Source organism: Pseudomonas sp. MYb193, assembly GCF_002966775.1.
GTDB classification, from domain to species: domain Bacteria; phylum Pseudomonadota; class Gammaproteobacteria; order Pseudomonadales; family Pseudomonadaceae; genus Aquipseudomonas; species Aquipseudomonas paracarnis.
The window spans coordinates 4,545,337-4,565,454 of sequence record NZ_CP023269.1; the positions used below are offsets into that span (position 1 = coordinate 4,545,337).

Here is a 20,118-nt window from a genome sequence, read left to right on the forward strand (position 1 = left end):
GACGGGCCTTTTTTCTTCCTGTTGGAAGAATCTTTCAATACATCGCGTGGGGACGCATATGGCAGATGGCGTAGAGGCCCGTGGCAATTCGGTACGGGTCTATTTTCGTTTTAATGGCGAGCTGTGCCGGGAGCTGGTGCCCGGTGGCAACACTCAGGCCAACCGCGAGCATGCAAAGCGCCTGGTGACGGTGATCGAGTACGAGATAGCCGCTGGCACTTTCGATTACCGCCGGCATTTTCCCGAGTCGACCAAACTGGCCGAGAACAGCTTTGGGCACTACCTGGACCTGTGGTTGACCATCAAGAGCAACAGCGTGGCCGCGACCTCTTTCCGTGGGTACAAGAACAAGGCTGAGGTCCATGTGCGGCCGCGCTGGGGTGACGTTCAGATCGATCAGATTGACCACTTGGACCTGCAGGAGTGGATCCAGGGGCCGCTGTCGAAGCGGCTGAAGAACAAGACCATCCGCGACATCATCAGCAATGTGCGCCAGGTTTTCCGGCTGTACCGCACCCGGAAGAAGGTCGCACACGACCCAACCGAGGGGTTATTCGTGCGTTTGCCCGATCCAGAGGCGCCGGACCCTTTCACCAGGGCGGAGATCAAGCAAATCCTCAATACGCACACCAGCCGCACCCAGGAGCTGCTGATGGTGCAGTTCATGATTTGGGCAGGGCCACGGGTGTCGGAGACCATCGCGCTGGCCTGGGAGGATGTCGATCTGAAACAGGGGACGGTGACGTTTCGTCGTTCGAAGGTGCGCGGGGCCTATCGAGTGACGAAAACCCGGCGCTCTACGCGCAAGGTGCGTCTGCTGGAGCCGGCGTGGGATGCCCTGCGCAAGCTGGACGTGATCAACCAGCTCAAGACCGTGGACACGGTGGATGTCGTCGAGCGGGACAACAAGACCATCCGCAAGCACAAGCTGCACTTCGTGTTCCTGAACACCAAGAGCGGCTTGCCGCATGTCAGCGACTTCGTCGTGAGGGACAGGTTCTTCAAAGCGCACTTGAAAGCGGCCGGCGTTCGTTATCGCGGGCCCGGCCAGTGTCGGCACACCTACGCCAGCCAGCTGCTTACCACCGGCGTGGCTTCGGTTGACTGGATCGCCGAGCAGATGGGCCACACCAGCGCGAACATGATTCGACAGCACTACGGCATGTGGATCAACGAGGACGGCCCGGACGTCATCGGCATGCTGCAGCACGCCCTGGGCATCCAGCCACCAGGTGGTGACAAAGCCCCGTAGACCGAGGTTCGAACGTAGGCAATCCGGCAGCCTGTGTTCCCATGGATGTTCCCATATGGGCCTTTTTTGACCCTCTTAAAACACAAAACCCCTGAAAACTTTAACGTTTTCAGGGGTTTAGTCGTTTTAAATTTGGCGGTGAAGGAGAGATTCGAACTCTCGATACAATTTCTTGTATACACACTTTCCAGGCGTGCTCCTTAAGCCACTCGGACACTTCACCGTATCTCGTCAAACCAGTTCAGTCTGTCGAGGCGCGCTAATGTAGTCGAAAGCCTTTCTGATGGCAAAGGTTTTTTTCAGAATTTTCATGCGGTTAGACCGTTATGCCATTCACCGTCCGGCAAGGGGTGGTGATTGTGCCATTCTCAGGCATCGGCGGCACGCGTCTGGAGCGCTTGCTGCGCCCTGCTCCGGGGCGTCTACGCTTGGGGATGCAGGAAAAGCCTGACTGGGTAGTCAGTCACGGCGCTTTACCCGCACGGGCGTGGTGAGTAACGTCTGCGCATCTATCTCTATAACAAGCCCTACAAGGAATCGCGTCATGAGTGAGTTGATTGCCTACCACTTCGAAGACGGTATCGCGACCCTGACCCTGAGCAACGGCAAGGTGAATGCCATTTCTCCGGCGGTGGTCAGTGAGTTTAATGCAGCGCTGGATCAGGCCGAGAAGGATCGGGCGGTGGTGATCATCACGGGCACGCCGGGGATTTTGTCGGGTGGTTATGATTTGAAGGTGATGACGGCCGGCCCTAAAGAGGCAATCAGCCTGGTGACCTCGGGTTCGACCCTGGCGCGGCGGATGTTGGCGCATCCGTTCCCGGTGATCGTGGCCTGCCCTGGGCATGCGGTGGCCAAGGGCGCGTTCCTGTTGTTGTCGGCGGATTATCGGATTGGCGTCGAAGGCCCGTTCAGCATTGGCCTGAATGAAGTGGCGATTGGCATGACCATGCACCATGCCGGTATCGAGTTGGCGCGGGATCGCCTGCGTAAGTCGGCGTTTCAGCGTTCGGTGATCAATGCCGAGATGTTTGATCCGCAAGGCGCCTTGCACGCCGGTTTCCTCGACAAGGTGGTGGCACCCGAAGAACTGCACGCTGCAGCACTGGAAGCGGCGCGGCAGCTGAAGAAGATCAATATGAACGCGCACAAACACACTAAGTTGAAAGTACGCCGCGCACTGCTTGAAGCCCTGGACGATGCAATCATCCAGGATCAGGGCCATAGCCTGAGCTAAGTCCTACCCCTACTGCGCCAGAGCCCGACCTTGAGTCGGGCTTTTTCTTACCTATAAATGTGAAACGTCCGTAGCCGCTCTAGCTAGCCGTTATCGGCCCATGTGGAAACATGCGCTTAAACATCGGCTATCTCCTACATCTGTAGGGGCAATTGCCGAATACAGTGCACATCCGTACACTGCGCCACCTTTTGTCCCGATGGGCCGTGTCGATGCTTTTTCTGTTGCGTATGTTGTTGATGGGCCTGCATTTTATGATCGCTGGCGTGCTGGGTGTGCTGGTCGGTGTGTGCCGGCCGTTCAACCCGGACAACAGCCGTCTCTGCGCTCGCCTCTATGCGTTGCCGGCCATGCGGATCCTGGGCTTGAACGTGAAGACCGACGTCGACTCGCTGCGCAACAAGCCCGGTACCTGCGTGGTGATCGCCAACCATCAGTCCAACTACGATCTGTTTGTGTTCGGCAATGTAGTGCCTCACCGCACGGTCTGCATTGCCAAGAAAAGCCTGAAATGGGTACCACTGTTCGGCCAGTTGTTCTGGCTGGCGGGCAATGTGCTGATCGACCGTGGCAATGCGCACAAGGCGCGGCGTGCGATGCTGACCACCACGCATACCTTGCAGCATGAGGACACGTCGATCTGGGTGTTCCCGGAAGGTACGCGCAACCTGGGCAAAGGGTTGTTGCCGTTCAAGAAAGGCGCGTTCCATATGGCGATTGCGGCCGGTGTGCCTATCGTGCAGGTGTGTGTCAGCAATTACGTGACGCAGATGAAGCTCAATCGTTGGGACAGCGGCAGTGTGCTGATACGCTCGTTGCCGCCGATTCCTACCTGTGGCTTGACGGTGGATGACATCCCTCAGTTGCTGCTGACGTGTCAGACGCAGATGGATGAGTGCATTGCACAAATGGACCGTGAGCTTGTAGGAGCGAGCTTGATCGCGAAAAACGTATAAGCGACGCGGGTCACCTGAGGGCGCTGCGTTATCGTTGACGATTTTCGCGAGCAAGCTCGCTCCTACAGGGGAGTGGCCAATGTCGGTGAGCAACAACGGAACGCCATTCAGGCTAAGCTGCCCAACATCTGTCCTCTTGATAAGAAGTGATCAGCACCATGGGTAGAGTTGTTGCGGCTGCCGTCTACAGCGCCGGTAAGAAAGTCTCGGATATCACTCTCGATGAAGGCGCGGCCTGGGCCGCCAAACCTGGGCACTTTGTGTGGATCGGCCTGGAAGAACCCAGCGCCCAGGAACTGAACAACCTGCAACGCCAGTTCAACCTGCACGAGCTGGCGATTGAAGACGCCATGGAAAAACACAGCCGCCCGAAGCTGGAAACTTTCGGCGACGCGCTGTTTATCGTCACCTACTCACCGGTGCGCGAGAACGGCAAGCTGGAGTTTATCGAAACCCATATCTTTGCCGGCAACGGCTACATCATCACCGCACGCAACGGCCACTCGGCGTCCTACGGTTTTGTGCGCCAGCGTTGTGAGGCGCGCCCGTTGTTGCTGGAGCATGGGGAAGATTTCGTACTCTATGCGTTGCTGGATTTTGTCACCGAAAACTATCAGCCGGTGAGCGAGGCGATCCACGCCGAGATTGATGAGCTGGAGCGTAACGTACTGTGCAGTTCACTCAACGAGCGCGATATCCAGCACCTCCACGGGCTGCGTCGTGACGTGCTGCGGCTCAAGCGGCATGTGGCGCCGATGGTGGAAATCAGCCAAGAGTTGCAGAAGCTCAGCTTCCCGTTTATCGACAAGAACATGCGCCCGTATTTTCGTGATGTTCAAATCCACGTTACGCGACAGATGGAAGACCTCACCACCCTGCGCGACATTGCCAGCCAGACCATCGAGATCGGTGTGTTGCTGGAGGCTTCGCGCCAGAGCGTGGTGCAGCGCAAGTTCGCCGCGTGGGCGGCGATCCTGGCGTTCCCCACGGCGGTGGCGGGGATTTACGGGATGAACTTCCAGAACATGCCCGAGCTGCAATGGCACTACGGCTATTTTGGGGTGCTCGGTTTTATTACCTTGGGCTGTACCGGTTTATGGGCCAGCTTCAAGCGTTCGGGCTGGCTTTAAGCCTTGGCTTCAGGCTGGTGCGCCACAAAGCGCATCATCCACTCCGCCACGGTCACGCCGTGGTGGTCGCGCTCCAGGCTGGCCACGCCGTTGCTGTAGACCTTTTCACCCAGGGTTGTCTGAAGTATTTCCAGCAACTCACGGGAATAGTCGTGAACAAACTCCGGATGGCCCTGGAAGCACAGCACCTGGTCGCCAATGTGATACGCGGCAAACGGGCAGAATTCGCTGGAGGCGATCACGGTGGCGTTTTCCGGCAAGGTGGTGACTTGGTCCTGGTGGCTGATCAATAGCGTCAGCTCCGGCACCTCGGGGCTCATCCATGGCGTCTTGGCATCCAGTTTGTAGCCGTGGGTGCCCATCCCCCAGCCCTGGCTGGCACGTTCGGCCTTGCCGCCCAGCAGCAGCGCGAGTAACTGATGGCCGAAGCACACGCCCAGCAGCTTGTCGCCGCGCTCATAACGCGTGAGCAGGTAGGTCTTGAGCGTCTGGATCCAGGGGTCGGTACCGAAGGAATCGGCCTTGCTGCCGGTGATCAGGTACGCGTCAAACACTTCGTCATCCGGCGGGTACTCGCCTTGCACCACGTTGTAGACCACAAACTCGGCGGCTATCGGTTGCTTGGCGAACAGGCGCTTGAACATCTGCCCATAGCCTTGGTACTCATCGATCAAAGCGGGACGCAGAATATCGGTTTCCAGGATGCAGACGCGTAGCGACATAAAAAATACCTGACACGGCGATGGGAATATTGCACACCCCAGAGCCTGCCTTGAAATACACCTTCAAAGCAAGCTCCCCTCCTACATTTTGATTACCGGAACACTTCACCCTGCGCGGCCTTTTCCAGCAACAACGCCGGCGGCGAGAAGCGCTCCCCGTACTCCTCGGCGAGGTAGCGGGCGCGGGCGATGAAGTCGTTCAGCCCGTACTGGTTGATAAACTGCAACGCGCCGCCACTCCAAGCGGCAAAACCGATGCCGAAGATTGAACCAACGTTGGCATCCGCCGTGGACATCAACACGCCCTCCTCCACACAGCGCACGGTTTCGATGGCTTGGATAAACAGCAAGCGGTCACGCACATCCTGGGGGGAGATTTGCTTGCCGGGCTGTTCGAACCGGTTTTTCAGCTCAGGCCACAGGTGCTTCTGGCCGCCAGCGGGATAGTCGTAAAAACCACCGCCGGCCGCCTTGCCCGTGCGCTTGTATTCGTTCACCAACAGATCAATCACCGCCGTCGCCGGATGGTTCGGCATAGCCTTGCCTTCGGCCTGCAGGTCCTTGGCCGTTTGCTGTCGGATATGGCTCATCAGGCTGAGGGACACTTCATCGGACACCGCCAGCGGCCCCACTGGCATCCCGGCCTTGCGCGCTTCGGTCTCGATCATCGGCGCCGCCACGCCTTCGCCGAGCATGGCGATGCCTTCGTTGGTAAAGGTGCCGAATACCCGCGAGGTAAAGAAACCGCGACTGTCGTTGACCACAATCGGGGTTTTCTTGATTTGCAGTACGAAGTCAAAACCTCGGGCCAGGGTTTCGTCGCTGGTGCGCGCGCCCTTGATGATTTCCACCAAGGGCATCTTGTCCACGGGGCTGAAGAAGTGCAGGCCGATGAACCTGGCTTGATCAGGCACCGCCGTGGCCAGGCCGCTGATGGGCAAAGTGGAGGTGTTGGAGGCGATCACCGCGTCGGCCCCCACCACGCTTTGCGCCGCAGCCGAAACCTTGGCCTTGAGTGCGCGGTCTTCGAATACGGCCTCGATGATCAGGTCGCAGCCGGCCAGGTCGGCGTCATCCTGCGTAGGATGAATGCGCGCCAGGGTGGTTTCGCGCTGTTCGGCGGTCAATTGCCCACGGCTGACTTTCTTGTCCAGCAATGCGGCTGAATGGGCTTTGCCTTTTTCGGCGGCGGTCAGGGTGATGTCTTTGAGCACCACCTCGATCCCCGCACAGGCACTGACATAGGCGATGCCCGCGCCCATCATCCCGGCGCCGAGCACGCCGACTTTGCGCGTTACATAAGGCGCAAAACCCTGCGGTCGCGAGCTGCCGGCATTGATTTGATTGAGCTGGAACCAGAAGGTGCCGATCATGTTCTTCGCTACTTGCCCGGTCACCAGTTCGGTGAAGTAACGGGTTTCGATCAGGTGTGCGGTGTCGAAGTCCACCTGGGCGCCCTCGACTGCAGCACAGAGGATTTTCTCCGGCGCGGGGAAGCAGCCCTGGGTCTTGCTACGCAAAATCGACGGCGCAATGGCGAGCATCTGCGCGACTTTAGGGTGGGACGGCGTGCCGCCGGGAATCGCGTAGCCCTTGGTGTCCCAGGGTTGCCTGGCCTGCGGATTAGCCAGAATCCAGGCACGGGCTTGGGCCAGCAATGCCTCGCGATCCGCCGCCAACTCATCAATCAAACCCGCTTGCAGGGCCTGGGCGGGCCGCACCTTTTTGCCTTCGAGCAAATACGGCAAGGCTTTTTCCAGGCCAAGCATGCGCACCATACGCACCACGCCGCCGCCCCCGGGCAACAGGCCAAGGGTGACTTCCGGCAAGCCCAGTTGCACTGACTTGTCGTCCAGCGCGACCCGGTGATGGCAGGCCAGGCAAATTTCCCAACCACCGCCCAGGGCCGCGCCATTGATCGCGGCGACCACCGGTTTGCCGAGGGTTTCCAGGCGGCGCAATTGCGCTTTCAATACCAAGACACTGTCGTAGAACGCCTTGGCCTGGGCTTTATCGACCTTGATCAGCTCATTGAGGTCGCCCCCGGCAAAAAAGGTTTTCTTGGCCGAGGTGATCACCACTCCGGCGATCTCGTCCTTTTCCGCTTCCAGGCGCGCGAGGGTGGCCGCCATGGCTTCGCGGTAGGCGGCGTTCATGGTGTTGGCGCTCTGGCCGGGCATGTCCAGGGTCAGTACCACGATCTGGTCCTGGCCTTTTTCGTAACGAATGGCATCGGTCATGACAAATTCCTTAGGCTCAGAGGCGTTCGATAATGGTGGCGATCCCCATGCCACCGCCGACACACAAGGTGGCCAGGCCGTAGCGTTGCTGGCGCACCTCGAGCTCGTCGAGCAAGGTGCCGAGAATCGCGCAGCCGGTGGCGCCCAAGGGGTGGCCCATGGCGATGGAGCCGCCGTTGACATTGACCCGTGCGGCGTCGATGCCCATGTCCTTGATGAACTTGAGCACGACCGAAGCAAAGGCTTCGTTGACTTCGAACAGGTCGATGTCTTCAACCCGCAGGCCGGCCTTGGCCAGTGCTTTGCGAGTGGCCGGCGCGGGGCCTGTAAGCATGATGGTCGGGTCGGTACTGGTCACCGCCGTGGCGACAATACGCGCCCGCGGTTGCAGGCCCAGTTCACGGCCTTTGGCCTCGGAACCGATCAGCATCAGCGCGGCGCCATCCACAATGCCGGAACTGTTGCCCGGCGTATGCACATGGTGGATGCGCTCCACGTGGCTATAGACCCGCAACGCGGTGGCGTCGAAGCCCATCTGGCCCATCATTTCGAAACTGGGATTGAGCTTGCCCAAGCCCTCGAGGGTTGAGTCGCCGCGGATAAATTCGTCATGGTCCAGCAGCACGATGCCGTTCTGGTCGTGCACCGCGATTAACGACTTATTGAAGGAACCGTCTGCCCGCGCCCTGGCGGCTTTCTGCTGGGACTGCAGGGCAAAGGTGTCGACATCCTGGCGCGTGAAGCCTTCCAGGGTGGCGATCAGGTCGGCACCAATGCCTTGGGGCGTGAAGTGGCTGTGCATATTGGTTTGCGGGTCGAGCACCCAGGCGCCGCCATCGCTGCCCATGGGCACGCGGGACATGGACTCGACGCCGCCGACAACCACCAGGTCTTCGAAGCCGGAGCGCACCTTCATCGCCCCCAGGTTCACCGCTTCCAGGCCCGACGCGCAGAAACGATTGACCTGCACACCGGCAACACTGACATCCCAGTCGGCCACCAGCGCGGCGGTCTTGGCGATATCGGCGCCCTGGTCGCCCACGGGGGTGACGCAGCCCAAGACGATATCATCCACTTGGCGGGTGTCGAGGTCGCTGCGTTGCGCCAGCGCCGTGAGCAAGCCGGCCACCAGGTTTACCGGCTTGACGCTGTGCAGGGCACCGTCGGCCTTGCCTTTTCCCCGGGGCGTGCGTATCGCATCAAAGATCAAAGCTTGGGTCATGACATCCTCGAACCGCTATGGGTGTGTGCCCCTACCTTAGGCCCGATTGACACGGTTTCAATGACGGATGCGCTCATTGCTTTTGACCCCCTCGCTCGGACGAACGGTAGGTACCTACGGGAAATGCCTGATTAATCGTTTTAGCTGTCTAGCCCTAGGGCTGGCGCCAAGATGGCAATAAGCCTCATGCCGTTTTTAGCGCAAATACTTCTTAGCTGATATGAAATGAGTCTAAGCCAGAAAGAACGGGCGCTCTAAGGTTGAATCTGTAAGACGCTGCTGCCGGGTTTTGCTGGAGCAGCTGTAAGAAAAGTGCAACGTCACCTCGCGATACTGACTTCAACGGCACGCATTTGACGCTCAGGAATAACAACAAAAGAAAAGGCAGTCAGCCATGTTCAAACAATCGAAAGTACGTCAGGCGGGACTTATCCTGTTCGCCACCACCTTGATTCTGATCTTGCCCAATTTAACCAAGGTTATTGGGTGACACTCCCAGCTTCCGTGCACACACCGCACCAGGCCTGCAGCTTTTGGCAGCACCTGCCAGGACATTGCGCTTAGCGCTTCTGTTGCAGGAGCTGTCTTTTTACCTGCCGTTTTCCGTTATCGTGTGCGCCCTCACTCTCTCGCAACGGGCCTGTGCCTTGAAACCGATCCTCGCCCTTTTTGCCCTGCTGCTGAGTCTGCCTGCGGCGGCGGCACAGTTGACCATCGAGTTGGACCACACCCACAAAACCTGGGAGACCGCCGAGCTGCTCAAGCATCCCGACGCTCAGACGGTGCAGATCGTTGATGATGTGTCCTACAAGCGCAACATGACCTATCGTGCGGTGCCCCTCGCGGTGCTCTTGCCGGGCCTTAAACCTGCGAACCACCTGCAAGCCGTTGCCCTTGATGGTTTTGCCGCCGAACTTGCCGCCGCGCCGTTGCTGGAAAAAAACGGCGCCCGCGCCTGGCTGGCCGTGGAAGACCCGGCCCATCCATGGCCACCGCTGGCAAAGGGCAAGCCCAGCGCCGGACCGTTCTATCTGGTCTGGACCAACCCTCAAGCAGGACGTATCAGCCCGGAACAGTGGCCGTTCCAAGTCTCCAGGTTCAAACAGTTGCAGACGGTTGGCGAGCGTTTCCCGGCGTTATTGCCCGACCCGAAGCTGGCGGCGAACGACCCGATCAACCAAGGCTTCGCGTTGTTCCAGAAGAACTGCCTGGCGTGCCATCGCCTCAATGGCGGCGGTGATGCCCAGATGGGGCCGGACCTGAATGTGCCCTACAACCCCACCGAATATTTCAGTGGCGATTTCCTCAAGCGTTACATCCGCGACCCGCAAAGCCTGAGGCATTGGCCACAGGCGAAGATGCCGGCGTTTACAGCCAGTGTATTGCCAGACAATGAGTTGGATTTGCTGGTGGGGTATCTGCGGCATATGGCGGGCCGCAAATTGTAGGAGCGAGCTTGCTCGCTCCTACAGTTATCAGTTATCGGTCATTGCTGCGGCGCCACAAATACCTTGGCATGCATCTGCTCATGCCCTCCGCCACGGCGCATACCGCGTACCGGGCAGGCGTCGAGGTAGTCCAGGCCCACGGCCAGCTTCAAGTGCCGCTCCGGCCGGGCCAGTTGGTTGGTCACGTCAAAGCTGTACCAGGCGTCATCCAGCCAGGCTTCGGCCCAGGCATGACTGGCCAGGTGCGCGCTGTCTTCGGTGTACAAATACCCCGACACATACCGCGCCGGGATCCCCAGGCTGCGTGCGCAGGCCAGGAACGCATGGGTATGGTCCTGGCACACCCCAGCGCCCCCTGCGAACGCTTGGGCGGCGCAGGTATCGACGTCGGTCACGCCGGGGGTGTAGACCATGGTGTGGTTGAGCGCCTGCATCAAGTCGATAAGCGCCGTGCGGTCGCGACGCTGATGGCAGTTTTGCTCGGCAAACCCGCGCAGGGCGTCGTCGGGCTCGGTGAGGCGCGTGGAGCGCAGGAACGGAAAGGCAGACTGGCTTTCGTGTTCGGCCTCGCGTAATTCATCGATCTCCACCACGCCCCGGGCGCCAATGATGATGGCGTCATGGGGCTCGTCCAGCGTGAGCACATGCAGGATGTTGCCGAACGGGTCCACCTGCGCCCGCACCGGGCGCGGCAGGTCGAGTTGCCAGCTCAGCACGTGTTGGCGCTCGCTGTCATGGGGGGTCAGGCGCAGGTACTGGATGCTGGCGCGCACCTGGTCTTCGTAGTGGTAGGTGGTGTCGTGGCTGATGGAGAGTCTCATGCCGCCTCCAGGTAGGAACTGTAGATGGCGTCGCCCAACTGGCGGACCAAAGGGATAAAGTCGGTCAGCCAGGCATGCAGGCCTTCCTCGAGGATTTCGTCGATGGCGGTAAAGCGCAGGCGCGCATCCATCTCGGCAGCCAGGCGCTGGGCCGGGCGGCCATTGAGGCCTGGCAGGCTGGCGAGGATCTGGTCGATCTCTTCGCTGCAAGCACGCAGCGAACGCGGCACATCGGCGCGTAACAGCAGCAGTTCGGCCACTTGCCGAGCGCCTGGCGCATCGCGATAAATCTCGGTGTACGCCTCGAACGACGACAGTGCGCGCAGCAACGCACTCCATTGGTAATACGCGTGAGCCGTGCCATCGCTGACCGCCGCCGCCTGTTCGCCGGCCATTTCGTAGCGGGCATCCAGCAGGCGCAGGGTGTTATCGGCGCGCTCGATAAAGGTGCCCAGGCGGATAAAGCGGAAGGCATCGTTGCGCATGATGGTGCCGTACGTGGCGCCCCGAAACAGATGGGAACGCTCCTTGACCCACTCACAAAACCGGCTCATGCCGTAATGGCTGAGCCCCTGCTGGGCGATATCGCGAATGTCCAGCCAAGTGGCGTTGATGTTTTCCCACATGTCGGCGGTGATCCGCCCACGTACCGCATGGGCGCTGGCCCGCGCCGCACCCAGGCAGCTGTAGATGCTCGCCGGGTTGGCCGCGTCCAGGGCAAAAAAGTGCAGCAAGCGTTCAGCGTGCAACGGGCCATGGCGCTCGTGGTAATCGTCCAGAGTGCCGGTGATCAACAGCGGCATGGCCAATTCGTGCAGGCCATCGCCGCGCCCGTCCTGGGGCATCAGCGACAGCGAATAGCTGACATCGAGCATGCGCGCGAGGTTTTCGGCACGCTCCAGGTAGCGCGACATCCAGTACAAATCCGAGGCAGTTCTACTCAACATGGCATCAGTCCTCAACCACCCAGGTGTCTTTGGTTCCGCCGCCCTGGGACGAGTTGACCACCAGCGAGCCTTCGCGCAGCGCCACACGCGTCAGGCCACCCGGCACCACGCGGGTGTCCTTGCCGGACAACACGAAGGGGCGCAGGTCGATATGGCGCGGGGCGATGCCGTTTTCGACAAAGGTCGGGCAGGTGGACAAGCACAGGGTCGGCTGCGCGATATAGGCGTGTGGCTTGGCCTTGATACGCGCCCGGAACGCTTCGATTTCTGCGGTTGTAGACGCCGGGCCAACCAGCATGCCGTAACCACCGGAGCCCTGGGTTTCCTTGACCACCAGGTCGGGCAGGTTGGCCAGCACGTGGGACAACTCGTCAGGCTTACGGCATTGAAAAGTCGGAACGTTCTGCAGGATCGGCTCTTCATCGAGGTAGAAGCGGATCATCTCGGTGACGAACGGGTAAACCGATTTGTCGTCCGCGACTCCGGTGCCAATGGCGTTGGCCAGCACCACATTGCCGCAACGATAGGCGGCGAGCAGGCCGGGTACACCAAGCATCGAGTCGGGGTTGAATGCCAAGGGATCTAGAAATGCATCATCGAGGCGACGGTAGATCACATCGACAGCCTTGGGCCCATCGGTGGTGCGCATGAACACACGGTCATCGCGCACGAACAAATCCGCGCCTTCCACCAACTCCACACCCATTTCCCGAGCCAGGAAGGCATGTTCGAAGAACGCGCTGTTGAAACGCCCGGGCGTCAGTACCACCACACTGGGGTTATCCAGGGGGCTGGCGCTTTTGAGGGTGTCGAGCAGCAGGTTGGGGTAATGGTCGATGGGCGCGATGCGCTGGGCCGCGAACAACTCGGGGAACAGACGCATCATCATCTTGCGGTCTTCGAGCATGTAGCTGACACCGCTGGGCGTGCGCAGGTTGTCTTCGAGCACGTAGTACGTGCCGTCGCCATCGCGTACGAGGTCCACCCCGGAGATGTGCGAATAGATATCGCGGTGCAAATCCAGGCCCTGCATTGCCAGTTGGTATTGCTCGTTGGCCAATACCTGCTCGGCGGGGATGATGCCGGCCTTGATGATGCGTTGGTCGTGGTACAGGTCGGTGAGGAACAGGTTCAGCGCCTTGACCCGCTGGATGCAACCGCGTTCGACAACCCGCCATTCACTCGCCGGAATGCTGCGGGGGATGGTATCGAAGGGGATCAGGCGCTCGGTGCCTTGTTCGTCCCCGTAGAGGGTGAAGGTGATGCCGGCGCGGTGGAACAGCAAATCGGCTTCACGCCGGCGCTGGGCCAGCAGTTCGGCAGGGGTGTCGGCCAACCAACGGGCGAACTCGCGATAATGGGGGCGAACCTGCCCTGCCCCATCGTACATTTCATCGTAATAAGTGCGGATCATGCCGTACTCCTTGTCACCCGGACGCAAGAACCTTCGCAAGGCCCGTGCCAGCGGCATAAACACTTGATAATCAAACAGTTGCATAATCCGAAGGGATTTGCCGCACCGTCCTGGTGCGCGCAATTGCCTGGGCCACGCCGTACGCTCCGTTGCAATGCGGCGTTTGGCTATCAACAGCATAGTCAGAGTTGATTTCACTGCCCGCCTGCACATGCGGATAATCGCCCACATCGGTTGAACAGGACGTGTCCTACAGCCAAACCCTTTGCATATTCAGTAACGTATTGACTCGTGTACTGATGACTCCTCGGTCTTCCCTTTCCGCCACCCTATTCGGGTGGCTTTTTTTTGCGCCTGAAACGGCAGATTCCGTTGCGACGGTAGCCCAAACAAAATCGGCCGACCCAAAGGTCAGCCGATACGCTGTGCTGCTCATAAATACCAACTACATGGGTAACCCACGCACCTCCTGCTTGACGCCCCATCCTTCGATGATCCCTCCCAGGGGCTCGACCACCGCTTCAAAGTCTTGCTCGAAGTCTCCTATGCCGTCGTAGGTTGCGAACATGATTTTGCTCAGTTCCAGGTACCAGGCGCCATCGTCGCGCGCGCTGACCTGGGCGTTGAGGGACTCCCCACGAAATCGACCCGCAGCCCTGCGCGCCCGTTCCTCATCCGGGAAAATGGCGTAGAACTCGATGGGGTGAAAACGCGAGAAATCAAAGCCGCCTTCTTTCATGCGGCGCAGTACGTTGGTGCTGATGTCTTCTTGATAGGCTGTGCTCATGAAACGTCCTCCTCACACCGATGGATAGACTTTCCGTGCTTCCTGAAGCCCCGCGCCCTGCTGACGCGGGCACCACGGCATAACAACACCGCAGGAAAACAAGCATGTAGCTGACAAGACCAGACCTTAGCGATTCATTCGCTGATCTCGATTGCAGAGTAGCGTGAAGCTATCGCCGCCACCAGAGGTGCTTGAAGGGTCTATAGAAAATGTTCAGGCCGCGGGTTCGACCTTGAGGTCCTTGATACCATTCTGATCATGCAGGCTCTTGACCGTGGGGTCGGGGACACGGTCGGCAAGATCGTTAAGGTCCAGCTTTTCCAACACCGGCGACACACGCACGCGCACCATTTGTGCGGCTTCTTCCAGCGTCGGCTCATGCTCGCAGTCGAATTGCTCGACTACCGGCTCGCCGCGGTCGTTGATGAAAGAAACATTCCACTTCGGCATCGGTGCCTCCTCGATAAAACCCATAGGTGGGCTTACTTCTATCTGGACCGTGAGGGCTCGCCAAACGTTCCACTCAAGGCCGGAGGCACCGGATCAACTGCACTTATTTTTCAGCGTGTTCTTTCAAGGCTTTCAAGGTGTTGAACGGCGCGTCCACCACAAACTTGTTGGCCAGCCACGACGGCACGCTGCCGCCTGGCTCGGTGTGTACCTGGTAGGTGACTTCGGTCTGGTTATCGCCCTTTGGCACCAGTTTCCAGAAACCCTCCACCTGGGCGACCCGCACGTAGCCTTTTGCTTCAGGCTTGTAGGTCGGCACGCCTTCCAGCTTGCGCGTGACGGTGCCGTCAGCGGCTTTGGTGGTGGTGACGTGGATGTACGAGTCGCGGTCCGTCACAGGGAACGGGGCCTTGAACTGGGTGTAGGTCCAGGCTTCGTCGCCTTTCTTGTCGACGAGCTTCTGGGATTTGCATTCATGGATCCATGCGCAAGCACCGACCACATCTTCCTGCAGCGCCTGGACCTTGGCCAAAGGCGCCTTGATCACGGTCACGCCGCGATAGGCCTTGTACTTGGAACCGGCAATCTCGCTCAGCGACACCTTGATACCGTCTTCGTCCTTGGCGACTTGCCAATCCTCAGCCTGGGCAGTGGCCGCAAACAACAGCGTAAAACCGCACAGCACAGCCACTCGTTTCAGCGAACCCATCGTTGTATTCCTTATTGTTGAAGTTCCGATAGTAAAGCCCATCAAGCCGCCGTCATCTGCTCCCACCAGCCGATCAGGCGGATGGCATCGGCCTGGTCGTTGCCGCACACCTCAATATCGGCCTTGAAATCACTGCACACGGCTGGCCGCTGCGGTTGACCGAACAACTGGCACAGTTGTTCCACCGACAGGTGCACGCAGCGAACGCCAGCGGGTTTGCCCTGAGGCATTCCGGGTAGTGGCGAACTGATGGAGGGGGCAATGCAGCAGGCGCCACAGCCTTCACGGCATTTCATGACCAGCAGGTCCTCGACGACTCAATAGGGATGGCCGGGCTAGAGTACGCCCTTAAACAGCCGTTTTAAAATGGGCCAACAGGAGTTTTTCGCACAAAACAAAAATGACCAACCAGTCTGCGACAGATGGTCGGCAACCTGGGTCACCTGTAGCCCGAAGTTTATTGCTTGAATTCGAAATCCAGCGCAGCGCCTTCAACATCACGGCGCTCTTCGTTACGCAGTTGCAGCTTCATCTCATTGCTGAGCAAGCGGCCGTTGATCTGGAATGCACTATTGTCGGTTGGCTTTTCGCCAAACATCGGCGGCAACAGAGGCACGCTCTTGGGCTTGGGCATGGTGCCGATGGGTTGCAAGTGCCTGACCATGTCCGAAGGCAGGGACAGGTCCAACTGTGCCGGTGGCAGTTTGGTCTGGGCGACCTCATGGGCCGACTTGGACTTGCTCGCCACGGGTGCACGCTTTTTGGTCGAAGCGGCTTTCTTTTGTGCGGCGGGGGCTTTTTTCGCAGGCGCTGGCTGCTTGGCTGAGGTCTTTTGCTCGGCACCGACAGCAGGCTTGCCTTCAGCCACCGGCGCTGCAGCCAGCACGCTACCGGCATTGCACAGGCTCAGCAGACCAAGCATCAACGTAACGCGAAAAATAGAAGTCATATCGCCAACAGCATTAACGGCAGAAGGCCATATGCTCGCTTGTTGTGCGCGGCATGACAAGGGCACAGATCAGTCTTGTCCCCTTTGCTCGCCTCAAAAACCCGCTGCGGCCTCCTGGCACAGCTGGCTGGCAAGCATTCCCAGGGTCATCAACGCCCTCTCCGCCTCGCGGTTCCACGGCGTGCCGCAATTGAGGCGAATGCAGTGGTTGAACTGTTCGGTATTACTGAAGATCAGCCCTGGCGCAATGCTGATGCCTTGTTGCAGGGCGCGCACATGCAGTTCCTGAGTATTGACCCGCCCCGGCAAACTGACCCACAAGATAAAGCCGCCGGTCGGACGGGTCATCTGGGTGCCCTCGGGGAAGTACTGCTGCACCGCCAATTGGAAGGCGCTGAGGTTCTTGCGGTATTCCTGGCGGATGTAGCGCAAATGACGGTCGTAGCCACCATTTTCCAGATAAGCCGCGACGCCCATCTGGGTGACGCTGCATGCCGAGTGCGTGCTGAACATCTGCAGGCGCTGGATTTCCTGCTGGTATTTACCGGCAATCATCCAGCCAATGCGCACGCCCGGCGACAAGGTCTTGGAAAAGCTTGAGCAATAGATCACCCGGTCAAGGCGGTCGTAGGCCTTGAGGGCTTTGGTGCGGCCGAGTTCGAACATCAACTCGCCGTAAATATCATCTTCGACAATCTGGATATCGAAGTCCGACGCCAGGCGCAGCAACTGTTTCTGCCGCTCCTCTGGCATGGTGCCGCCCAGCGGGTTACTCAAGCGCGTGGTCAGCACCAGCGCTTTGATCGACCATTGGTTGGCGGCCAGTTGCAGGGCTTCCAGGCTCATGCCCGTGGCGGGGTCGCTGGGGATCTCGATCACCTTGAGGCCCAGCAGATCAGCCAATTGCAGCAAGCCGTAATAGGTCGGTGATTCAGCCGCGATCAGGTCGCCAGGGCGCGTCAGCACGCGCAACGACATTTGCAAGGCATCGACACAGCCGTGGGTAATCACCACTTCGGAAGGGTCCACTACCACCCCGGCATCGCGCATGCGGATCGCCACCTGACGCCGCAGGGGTTCAAAGCCAGGGCTGAACATGTAGCTGAACGCCCGTGGGCTCTGGAAACGCGTGACCTTGGCCAACTGCTGATGCAGTGCCCGCACTGGCAGGTAGTCGACACTCGGCACCGCCGCGCCCAAGGGAAACACCCCTTCACGGCGCGACTCGACCAGCACCTGCTGGATGATGCTGCTACGGGTGACCAACCCTGGGCGCTCGACCCGTGCGATATCAGGCGTAGGCGCCGTGAGTGCTGGCGTCTGGTGCACGTAGTAGCCCGACTGTGGCCGCGCCCGGATCAGCCCCTGGTCTTCCAGGTTGGCATAGGCCTGCAGCACCGTGGCATGGCTCACATTGAGCTGGGAACTCATCTTGCGCACCGACGGCACGCGCTCCCCCGGTTGGTAGACACCGCGGCGGATGTCCTCAGCCAGTTGCTGGGCAATACGTTGGTAAAGCAACAGATTGGTCATGACGCAGCACTCGATTTCACGGGCATTTTATTTTTGTGTGAAACATACCGGCACAGTTTAGAAGTGTACGGGGACAGTTGCCACAATAGTCGAGCGCGGGCGGGAGTGACAGTAAAAACTGCCGGGGGGAGCTGGGGCATCGCCGAAACGAAATGTGGGAGCGGGCTTGCTCGCGAAGGCGGTGTGTCAGTCAGCACATCCAGTACTGAGCCACCGCATTCGCGAGCAAGCCCGCTCCCACAATTTGGATCTACGTCAGCTATTAGCGCGCAGCGCCCAATTGGCCCTTCTCGTCAGAGAACACAATTTCCACCCGACGATTCTGTGCACGACCACGCTCGGAGGCATTGGCTTCCACCGGGTATTGGTCGCCATACCCCTCGACCTCAATGCGTTTGTCATCGATACCCAGGTCCATCAACAGGTCGGCCACCGATTGAGCCCGGTCGCGGGACAGTTTCAGGTTTTCCTGCTCGCCACCGGTGTTGTCGGTGTAGCCCTCGATGCGCACCCGACGCTTGGGGTTCAGTTGCAGGAATTGCACGATCTTGAGCACCGTGCGGTTGGCCGAGTTCTGCAGCTCCGCTTCGCCGGTGTCGAACAATACGTCGCCCAGGGTCATCACCAGGCCACGGTCGGTCTGGGTGGTGAGGCTGGCGATTTGCGCTTCAACCCACTTGCCCTGCTGTTGCACGCTGGCCAGCTTGTTTTCGCGCAAGGCCAGTTGCAGGCGCTGACGTTCCAACTCCAATTGGGTGCCGCGCTCGGCATTCAGGCCCTGCTGGGTGTGCTCTCGGGCGATGGCGCTGTACCGCTGGCTCAGGTAGGCGTAATGCACCACATCGGAGCCGCTGCCCCAGTAGCTGGACAGGCGATCGGCGCGGGCCAGGGACTCTCCGGCGCGGATCACGTCCTTGGGCGCGAAGCGCAGCACGTTGGCGTCTTCCTTGACCTTTTGAAAGTCATCGCCGGCCTGCTGCAACGCCTGCTCGCTCGTGGGTTGGCTGGCACAACCACCCAAGGCCACGCTGCCCAGCAGCAGTACACAGCTCAGGCCACGGATCATCGGGCTCATTGTGCTTCTCCCAACTGCAGCTGCTTGCGCAGGCGAGTGATACGGGTATTGAGCACGTTCAACTGTTCCTGGCTCTTGCCGGTCAGCACTTTGGCTTCGGCCAGGCGTGCGTCCAGTTCAGCCTGCTCGGCGCGCATACGCGCTCGCTTGTAGGATTGGTCGGCCATGTTGCCCTTGGCCCGGGCGAATTTTTCTTCGGCCAGCTTCAGTTCGGAGGATTCATCGGTGTTGGCCCCGACCGCGGTGGCTTGTTCCAAGGCTTGCTGGGTCAGGCGCATTTGTTCGATCGGCGCAGGATCGGTTGCGCATCCCGCCAGCGCGACAACGGCGAGGGCCGCGAAAAGAGCTCGAAAAATCACTGTAAATCCCTACTTTATTGGGGTGCCGACAGGTTGTTGCAGTTGCGCTTTCCAACGCTCCAGATTGCGCTGCAGCGCGGCTTGAGCGGCACCGGAGGCGGGCAATTCTGTCATCTTTTTCGTCAGCTGTCCGCGAAGCCAAGGATCATTGCAGGCCGAGTTGTGGGAAATCGCCAGGTACAGGCCAGGCTGATCGACAGGCACCTCATGGGCCACCAGGTCATTACTCATGCCCAGGGTCTGGGCCATGGCCATGCCGGAATAGCGCCCAGCCAGCACGTAGTCCACCTCACCGAGCAACAGTTTCTGGAAAGCCGGCGTCACATTGGGCAGGCGTTGCAGGTTGAGTTGCTGGCTGGCGAAGGTTTCGAACTCCGCGCTCAAGCGCGCACGTTCCGAGACTGCGCCTTTGTGGCCGTGCAAATCGGCGGCGGTGGAATAGACCACGGCTGAATCCTTAAGCGTCCATACCAGGTAGTCGGTCTGCATCAGCGCCGGATGGATGTAGTCGAAGTGGTCCAGCTCACCCAGGTTCAGCGATGCGTCGGCGAGAATGTCCATGCGCCCGCTACGCGCTTCATCAAGGGCCAGGGAGCGTTTGCCGCCGTAGAGCAGGTCGATTTTCAGCCCGAGCTCCTTGCCCACTTGTTGCAGCACGTCAGCGGTCGCGCCGATCAGGTGCGTAGGGTCCTGGGGGTCACGCCAGAGAAATGGCGGTGCGTCCGGGCTGCCAGTGATCACCAGACGCTCGCACTTGCCGGCGGCGAGCGTCAGGCTCGGCAGCAGCGTAAGGCTCAGCAGTAAGGCCCAGGGGCGCAGTTCCATGGCAAGACTCTCCCGATCAGTAAAAAAAAACCCGGTCATAAG

At 59.7% G+C, this 20,118-nt stretch carries 21 protein-coding genes and 1 tRNA gene; 6 read left to right on the forward strand and 16 right to left on the reverse strand.

The genetic code is table 11. The annotated features are described in order from the left end of the window. The first annotated feature begins 58 nt into the window (after nt 1-58). A complete protein-coding gene (locus tag CLM72_RS20745; RefSeq protein ID WP_105227900.1) occupies nt 59-1,252 on the forward strand; it encodes an Arm DNA-binding domain-containing protein in 1,194 nt (397 codons plus the stop codon). A gap of 133 nt (nt 1,253-1,385) precedes the next feature. Here the strand turns inward: CLM72_RS20745 and CLM72_RS20750 are convergent. Then, nucleotides 1,386-1,475 (reverse strand) — tRNA-Ser (locus CLM72_RS20750). A gap of 103 nt (nt 1,476-1,578) precedes the next feature. Between CLM72_RS20750 and CLM72_RS28840 the strand changes: the two genes are divergently transcribed. The 4 genes from CLM72_RS28840 to CLM72_RS20765 all read left to right on the forward strand — a co-directional run bounded on the left by CLM72_RS28840 (nt 1,579) and on the right by CLM72_RS20765 (nt 4,575). Continuing rightward, nucleotides 1,579-1,746 carry a hypothetical protein gene (locus CLM72_RS28840; RefSeq protein ID WP_158688698.1) on the forward strand — a complete coding sequence of 56 codons (168 nt, stop codon included), beginning with the start codon at nt 1,579-1,581 and terminating at the stop codon, nt 1,744-1,746. A gap of 50 nt (nt 1,747-1,796) precedes the next feature. Next, nucleotides 1,797-2,489, forward strand: a complete 693-nt coding sequence (locus CLM72_RS20755) for a crotonase/enoyl-CoA hydratase family protein (RefSeq protein WP_014719521.1) — start codon at nt 1,797-1,799, stop codon at nt 2,487-2,489. Between the two features lie 212 nt (nt 2,490-2,701). Further along, entirely contained in the window at nt 2,702-3,445 is a 744-nt protein-coding gene (locus CLM72_RS20760; protein ID WP_105227902.1) for a 1-acylglycerol-3-phosphate O-acyltransferase, read from the forward strand. Between the two features lie 158 nt (nt 3,446-3,603). Next, on the forward strand, nt 3,604-4,575 hold the full coding sequence (locus tag CLM72_RS20765) for a magnesium and cobalt transport protein CorA (RefSeq protein ID WP_034127041.1): 972 nt from the start codon (nt 3,604-3,606) through the stop codon (nt 4,573-4,575). On the opposite strand, the gene CLM72_RS20770 is transcribed toward CLM72_RS20765, so the two are convergent. From CLM72_RS20770 to CLM72_RS20780, 3 genes are all read right to left on the reverse strand, one after another. Further along, the gene (locus CLM72_RS20770; protein ID WP_105227904.1) at nt 4,572-5,297 is read right to left on the reverse strand and encodes an amidotransferase; all 726 of its coding nucleotides are present in this window, start codon (nt 5,295-5,297) and stop codon (nt 4,572-4,574) included. The genes CLM72_RS20765 and CLM72_RS20770 overlap by 4 nt on opposite strands. 92 nt (nt 5,298-5,389) lie before the next feature. Continuing rightward, nucleotides 5,390-7,537, reverse strand: coding sequence for a 3-hydroxyacyl-CoA dehydrogenase NAD-binding domain-containing protein (locus tag CLM72_RS20775; protein WP_105227906.1), 2,148 nt, complete (start codon nt 7,535-7,537; stop codon nt 5,390-5,392). A 16-nt stretch (nt 7,538-7,553) separates the two neighbouring features. Beyond that, nucleotides 7,554-8,759 carry an acetyl-CoA C-acetyltransferase gene (locus CLM72_RS20780; RefSeq protein WP_105227908.1) on the reverse strand — a complete coding sequence of 402 codons (1,206 nt, stop codon included), beginning with the start codon at nt 8,757-8,759 and terminating at the stop codon, nt 7,554-7,556. A gap of 647 nt (nt 8,760-9,406) precedes the next feature. Here CLM72_RS20780 and CLM72_RS20785 point away from each other — a divergent pair. Beyond that, nucleotides 9,407-10,207: a cytochrome c gene (locus CLM72_RS20785; RefSeq protein ID WP_105229179.1), complete on the forward strand. Its 801-nt coding sequence runs from the start codon at nt 9,407-9,409 to the stop codon at nt 10,205-10,207. Nucleotides 10,208-10,245: 38 nt separating this feature from the next. Here the strand turns inward: CLM72_RS20785 and CLM72_RS20790 are convergent, their stop codons facing one another. The 12 genes from CLM72_RS20790 to CLM72_RS20845 form a co-directional block, all read right to left on the reverse strand. Then, nucleotides 10,246-11,028, reverse strand: a complete 783-nt coding sequence (locus CLM72_RS20790) for a transglutaminase family protein (RefSeq protein ID WP_105227910.1) — start codon at nt 11,026-11,028, stop codon at nt 10,246-10,248. Next, on the reverse strand, nt 11,025-11,975 hold the full coding sequence (locus CLM72_RS20795; protein ID WP_034126756.1) for an alpha-E domain-containing protein: 951 nt from the start codon (nt 11,973-11,975) through the stop codon (nt 11,025-11,027). Before CLM72_RS20795 ends, CLM72_RS20790 begins: the two co-directional genes overlap by 4 nt. Before the next feature lie 4 nt (nt 11,976-11,979). After that, nucleotides 11,980-13,389 carry a circularly permuted type 2 ATP-grasp protein gene (locus CLM72_RS20800; RefSeq protein WP_034127039.1) on the reverse strand — a complete coding sequence of 470 codons (1,410 nt, stop codon included), beginning with the start codon at nt 13,387-13,389 and terminating at the stop codon, nt 11,980-11,982. 445 nt (nt 13,390-13,834) lie between these two features. Then, entirely contained in the window at nt 13,835-14,176 is a 342-nt protein-coding gene (locus CLM72_RS20805) for a ribonuclease E inhibitor RraB (protein WP_003193463.1), read from the reverse strand. A 213-nt stretch (nt 14,177-14,389) separates the two neighbouring features. Continuing rightward, on the reverse strand, nt 14,390-14,650 hold the full coding sequence (locus CLM72_RS20810; RefSeq protein ID WP_034126755.1) for a hypothetical protein: 261 nt from the start codon (nt 14,648-14,650) through the stop codon (nt 14,390-14,392). 79 nt (nt 14,651-14,729) lie between these two features. Further along, nucleotides 14,730-15,335: an START domain-containing protein gene (locus CLM72_RS20815; protein WP_034126754.1), complete on the reverse strand. Its 606-nt coding sequence runs from the start codon at nt 15,333-15,335 to the stop codon at nt 14,730-14,732. 41 nt (nt 15,336-15,376) lie between these two features. Beyond that, nucleotides 15,377-15,631, reverse strand: a complete 255-nt coding sequence (locus tag CLM72_RS20820) for a YkgJ family cysteine cluster protein (protein ID WP_034126753.1) — start codon at nt 15,629-15,631, stop codon at nt 15,377-15,379. 161 nt (nt 15,632-15,792) lie between these two features. Then, entirely contained in the window at nt 15,793-16,284 is a 492-nt protein-coding gene (locus CLM72_RS20825) for a hypothetical protein (protein WP_014719533.1), read from the reverse strand. 93 nt (nt 16,285-16,377) lie between these two features. Further along, on the reverse strand, nt 16,378-17,817 hold the full coding sequence (locus tag CLM72_RS20830) for a PLP-dependent aminotransferase family protein (RefSeq protein WP_003193472.1): 1,440 nt from the start codon (nt 17,815-17,817) through the stop codon (nt 16,378-16,380). A 262-nt stretch (nt 17,818-18,079) separates the two neighbouring features. Beyond that, nucleotides 18,080-18,892 carry an OmpA family protein gene (locus CLM72_RS20835; protein WP_034126751.1) on the reverse strand — a complete coding sequence of 271 codons (813 nt, stop codon included), beginning with the start codon at nt 18,890-18,892 and terminating at the stop codon, nt 18,080-18,082. Beyond that, the gene (locus CLM72_RS20840; protein WP_105227912.1) at nt 18,889-19,251 is read right to left on the reverse strand and encodes a DUF4398 domain-containing protein; all 363 of its coding nucleotides are present in this window, start codon (nt 19,249-19,251) and stop codon (nt 18,889-18,891) included. Before CLM72_RS20840 ends, CLM72_RS20835 begins: the two co-directional genes overlap by 4 nt. 9 nt (nt 19,252-19,260) lie before the next feature. After that, nucleotides 19,261-20,076, reverse strand: coding sequence for an ABC transporter substrate-binding protein (locus tag CLM72_RS20845; protein ID WP_105227914.1), 816 nt, complete (start codon nt 20,074-20,076; stop codon nt 19,261-19,263). Nucleotides 20,077-20,118 lie beyond the last annotated feature (42 nt).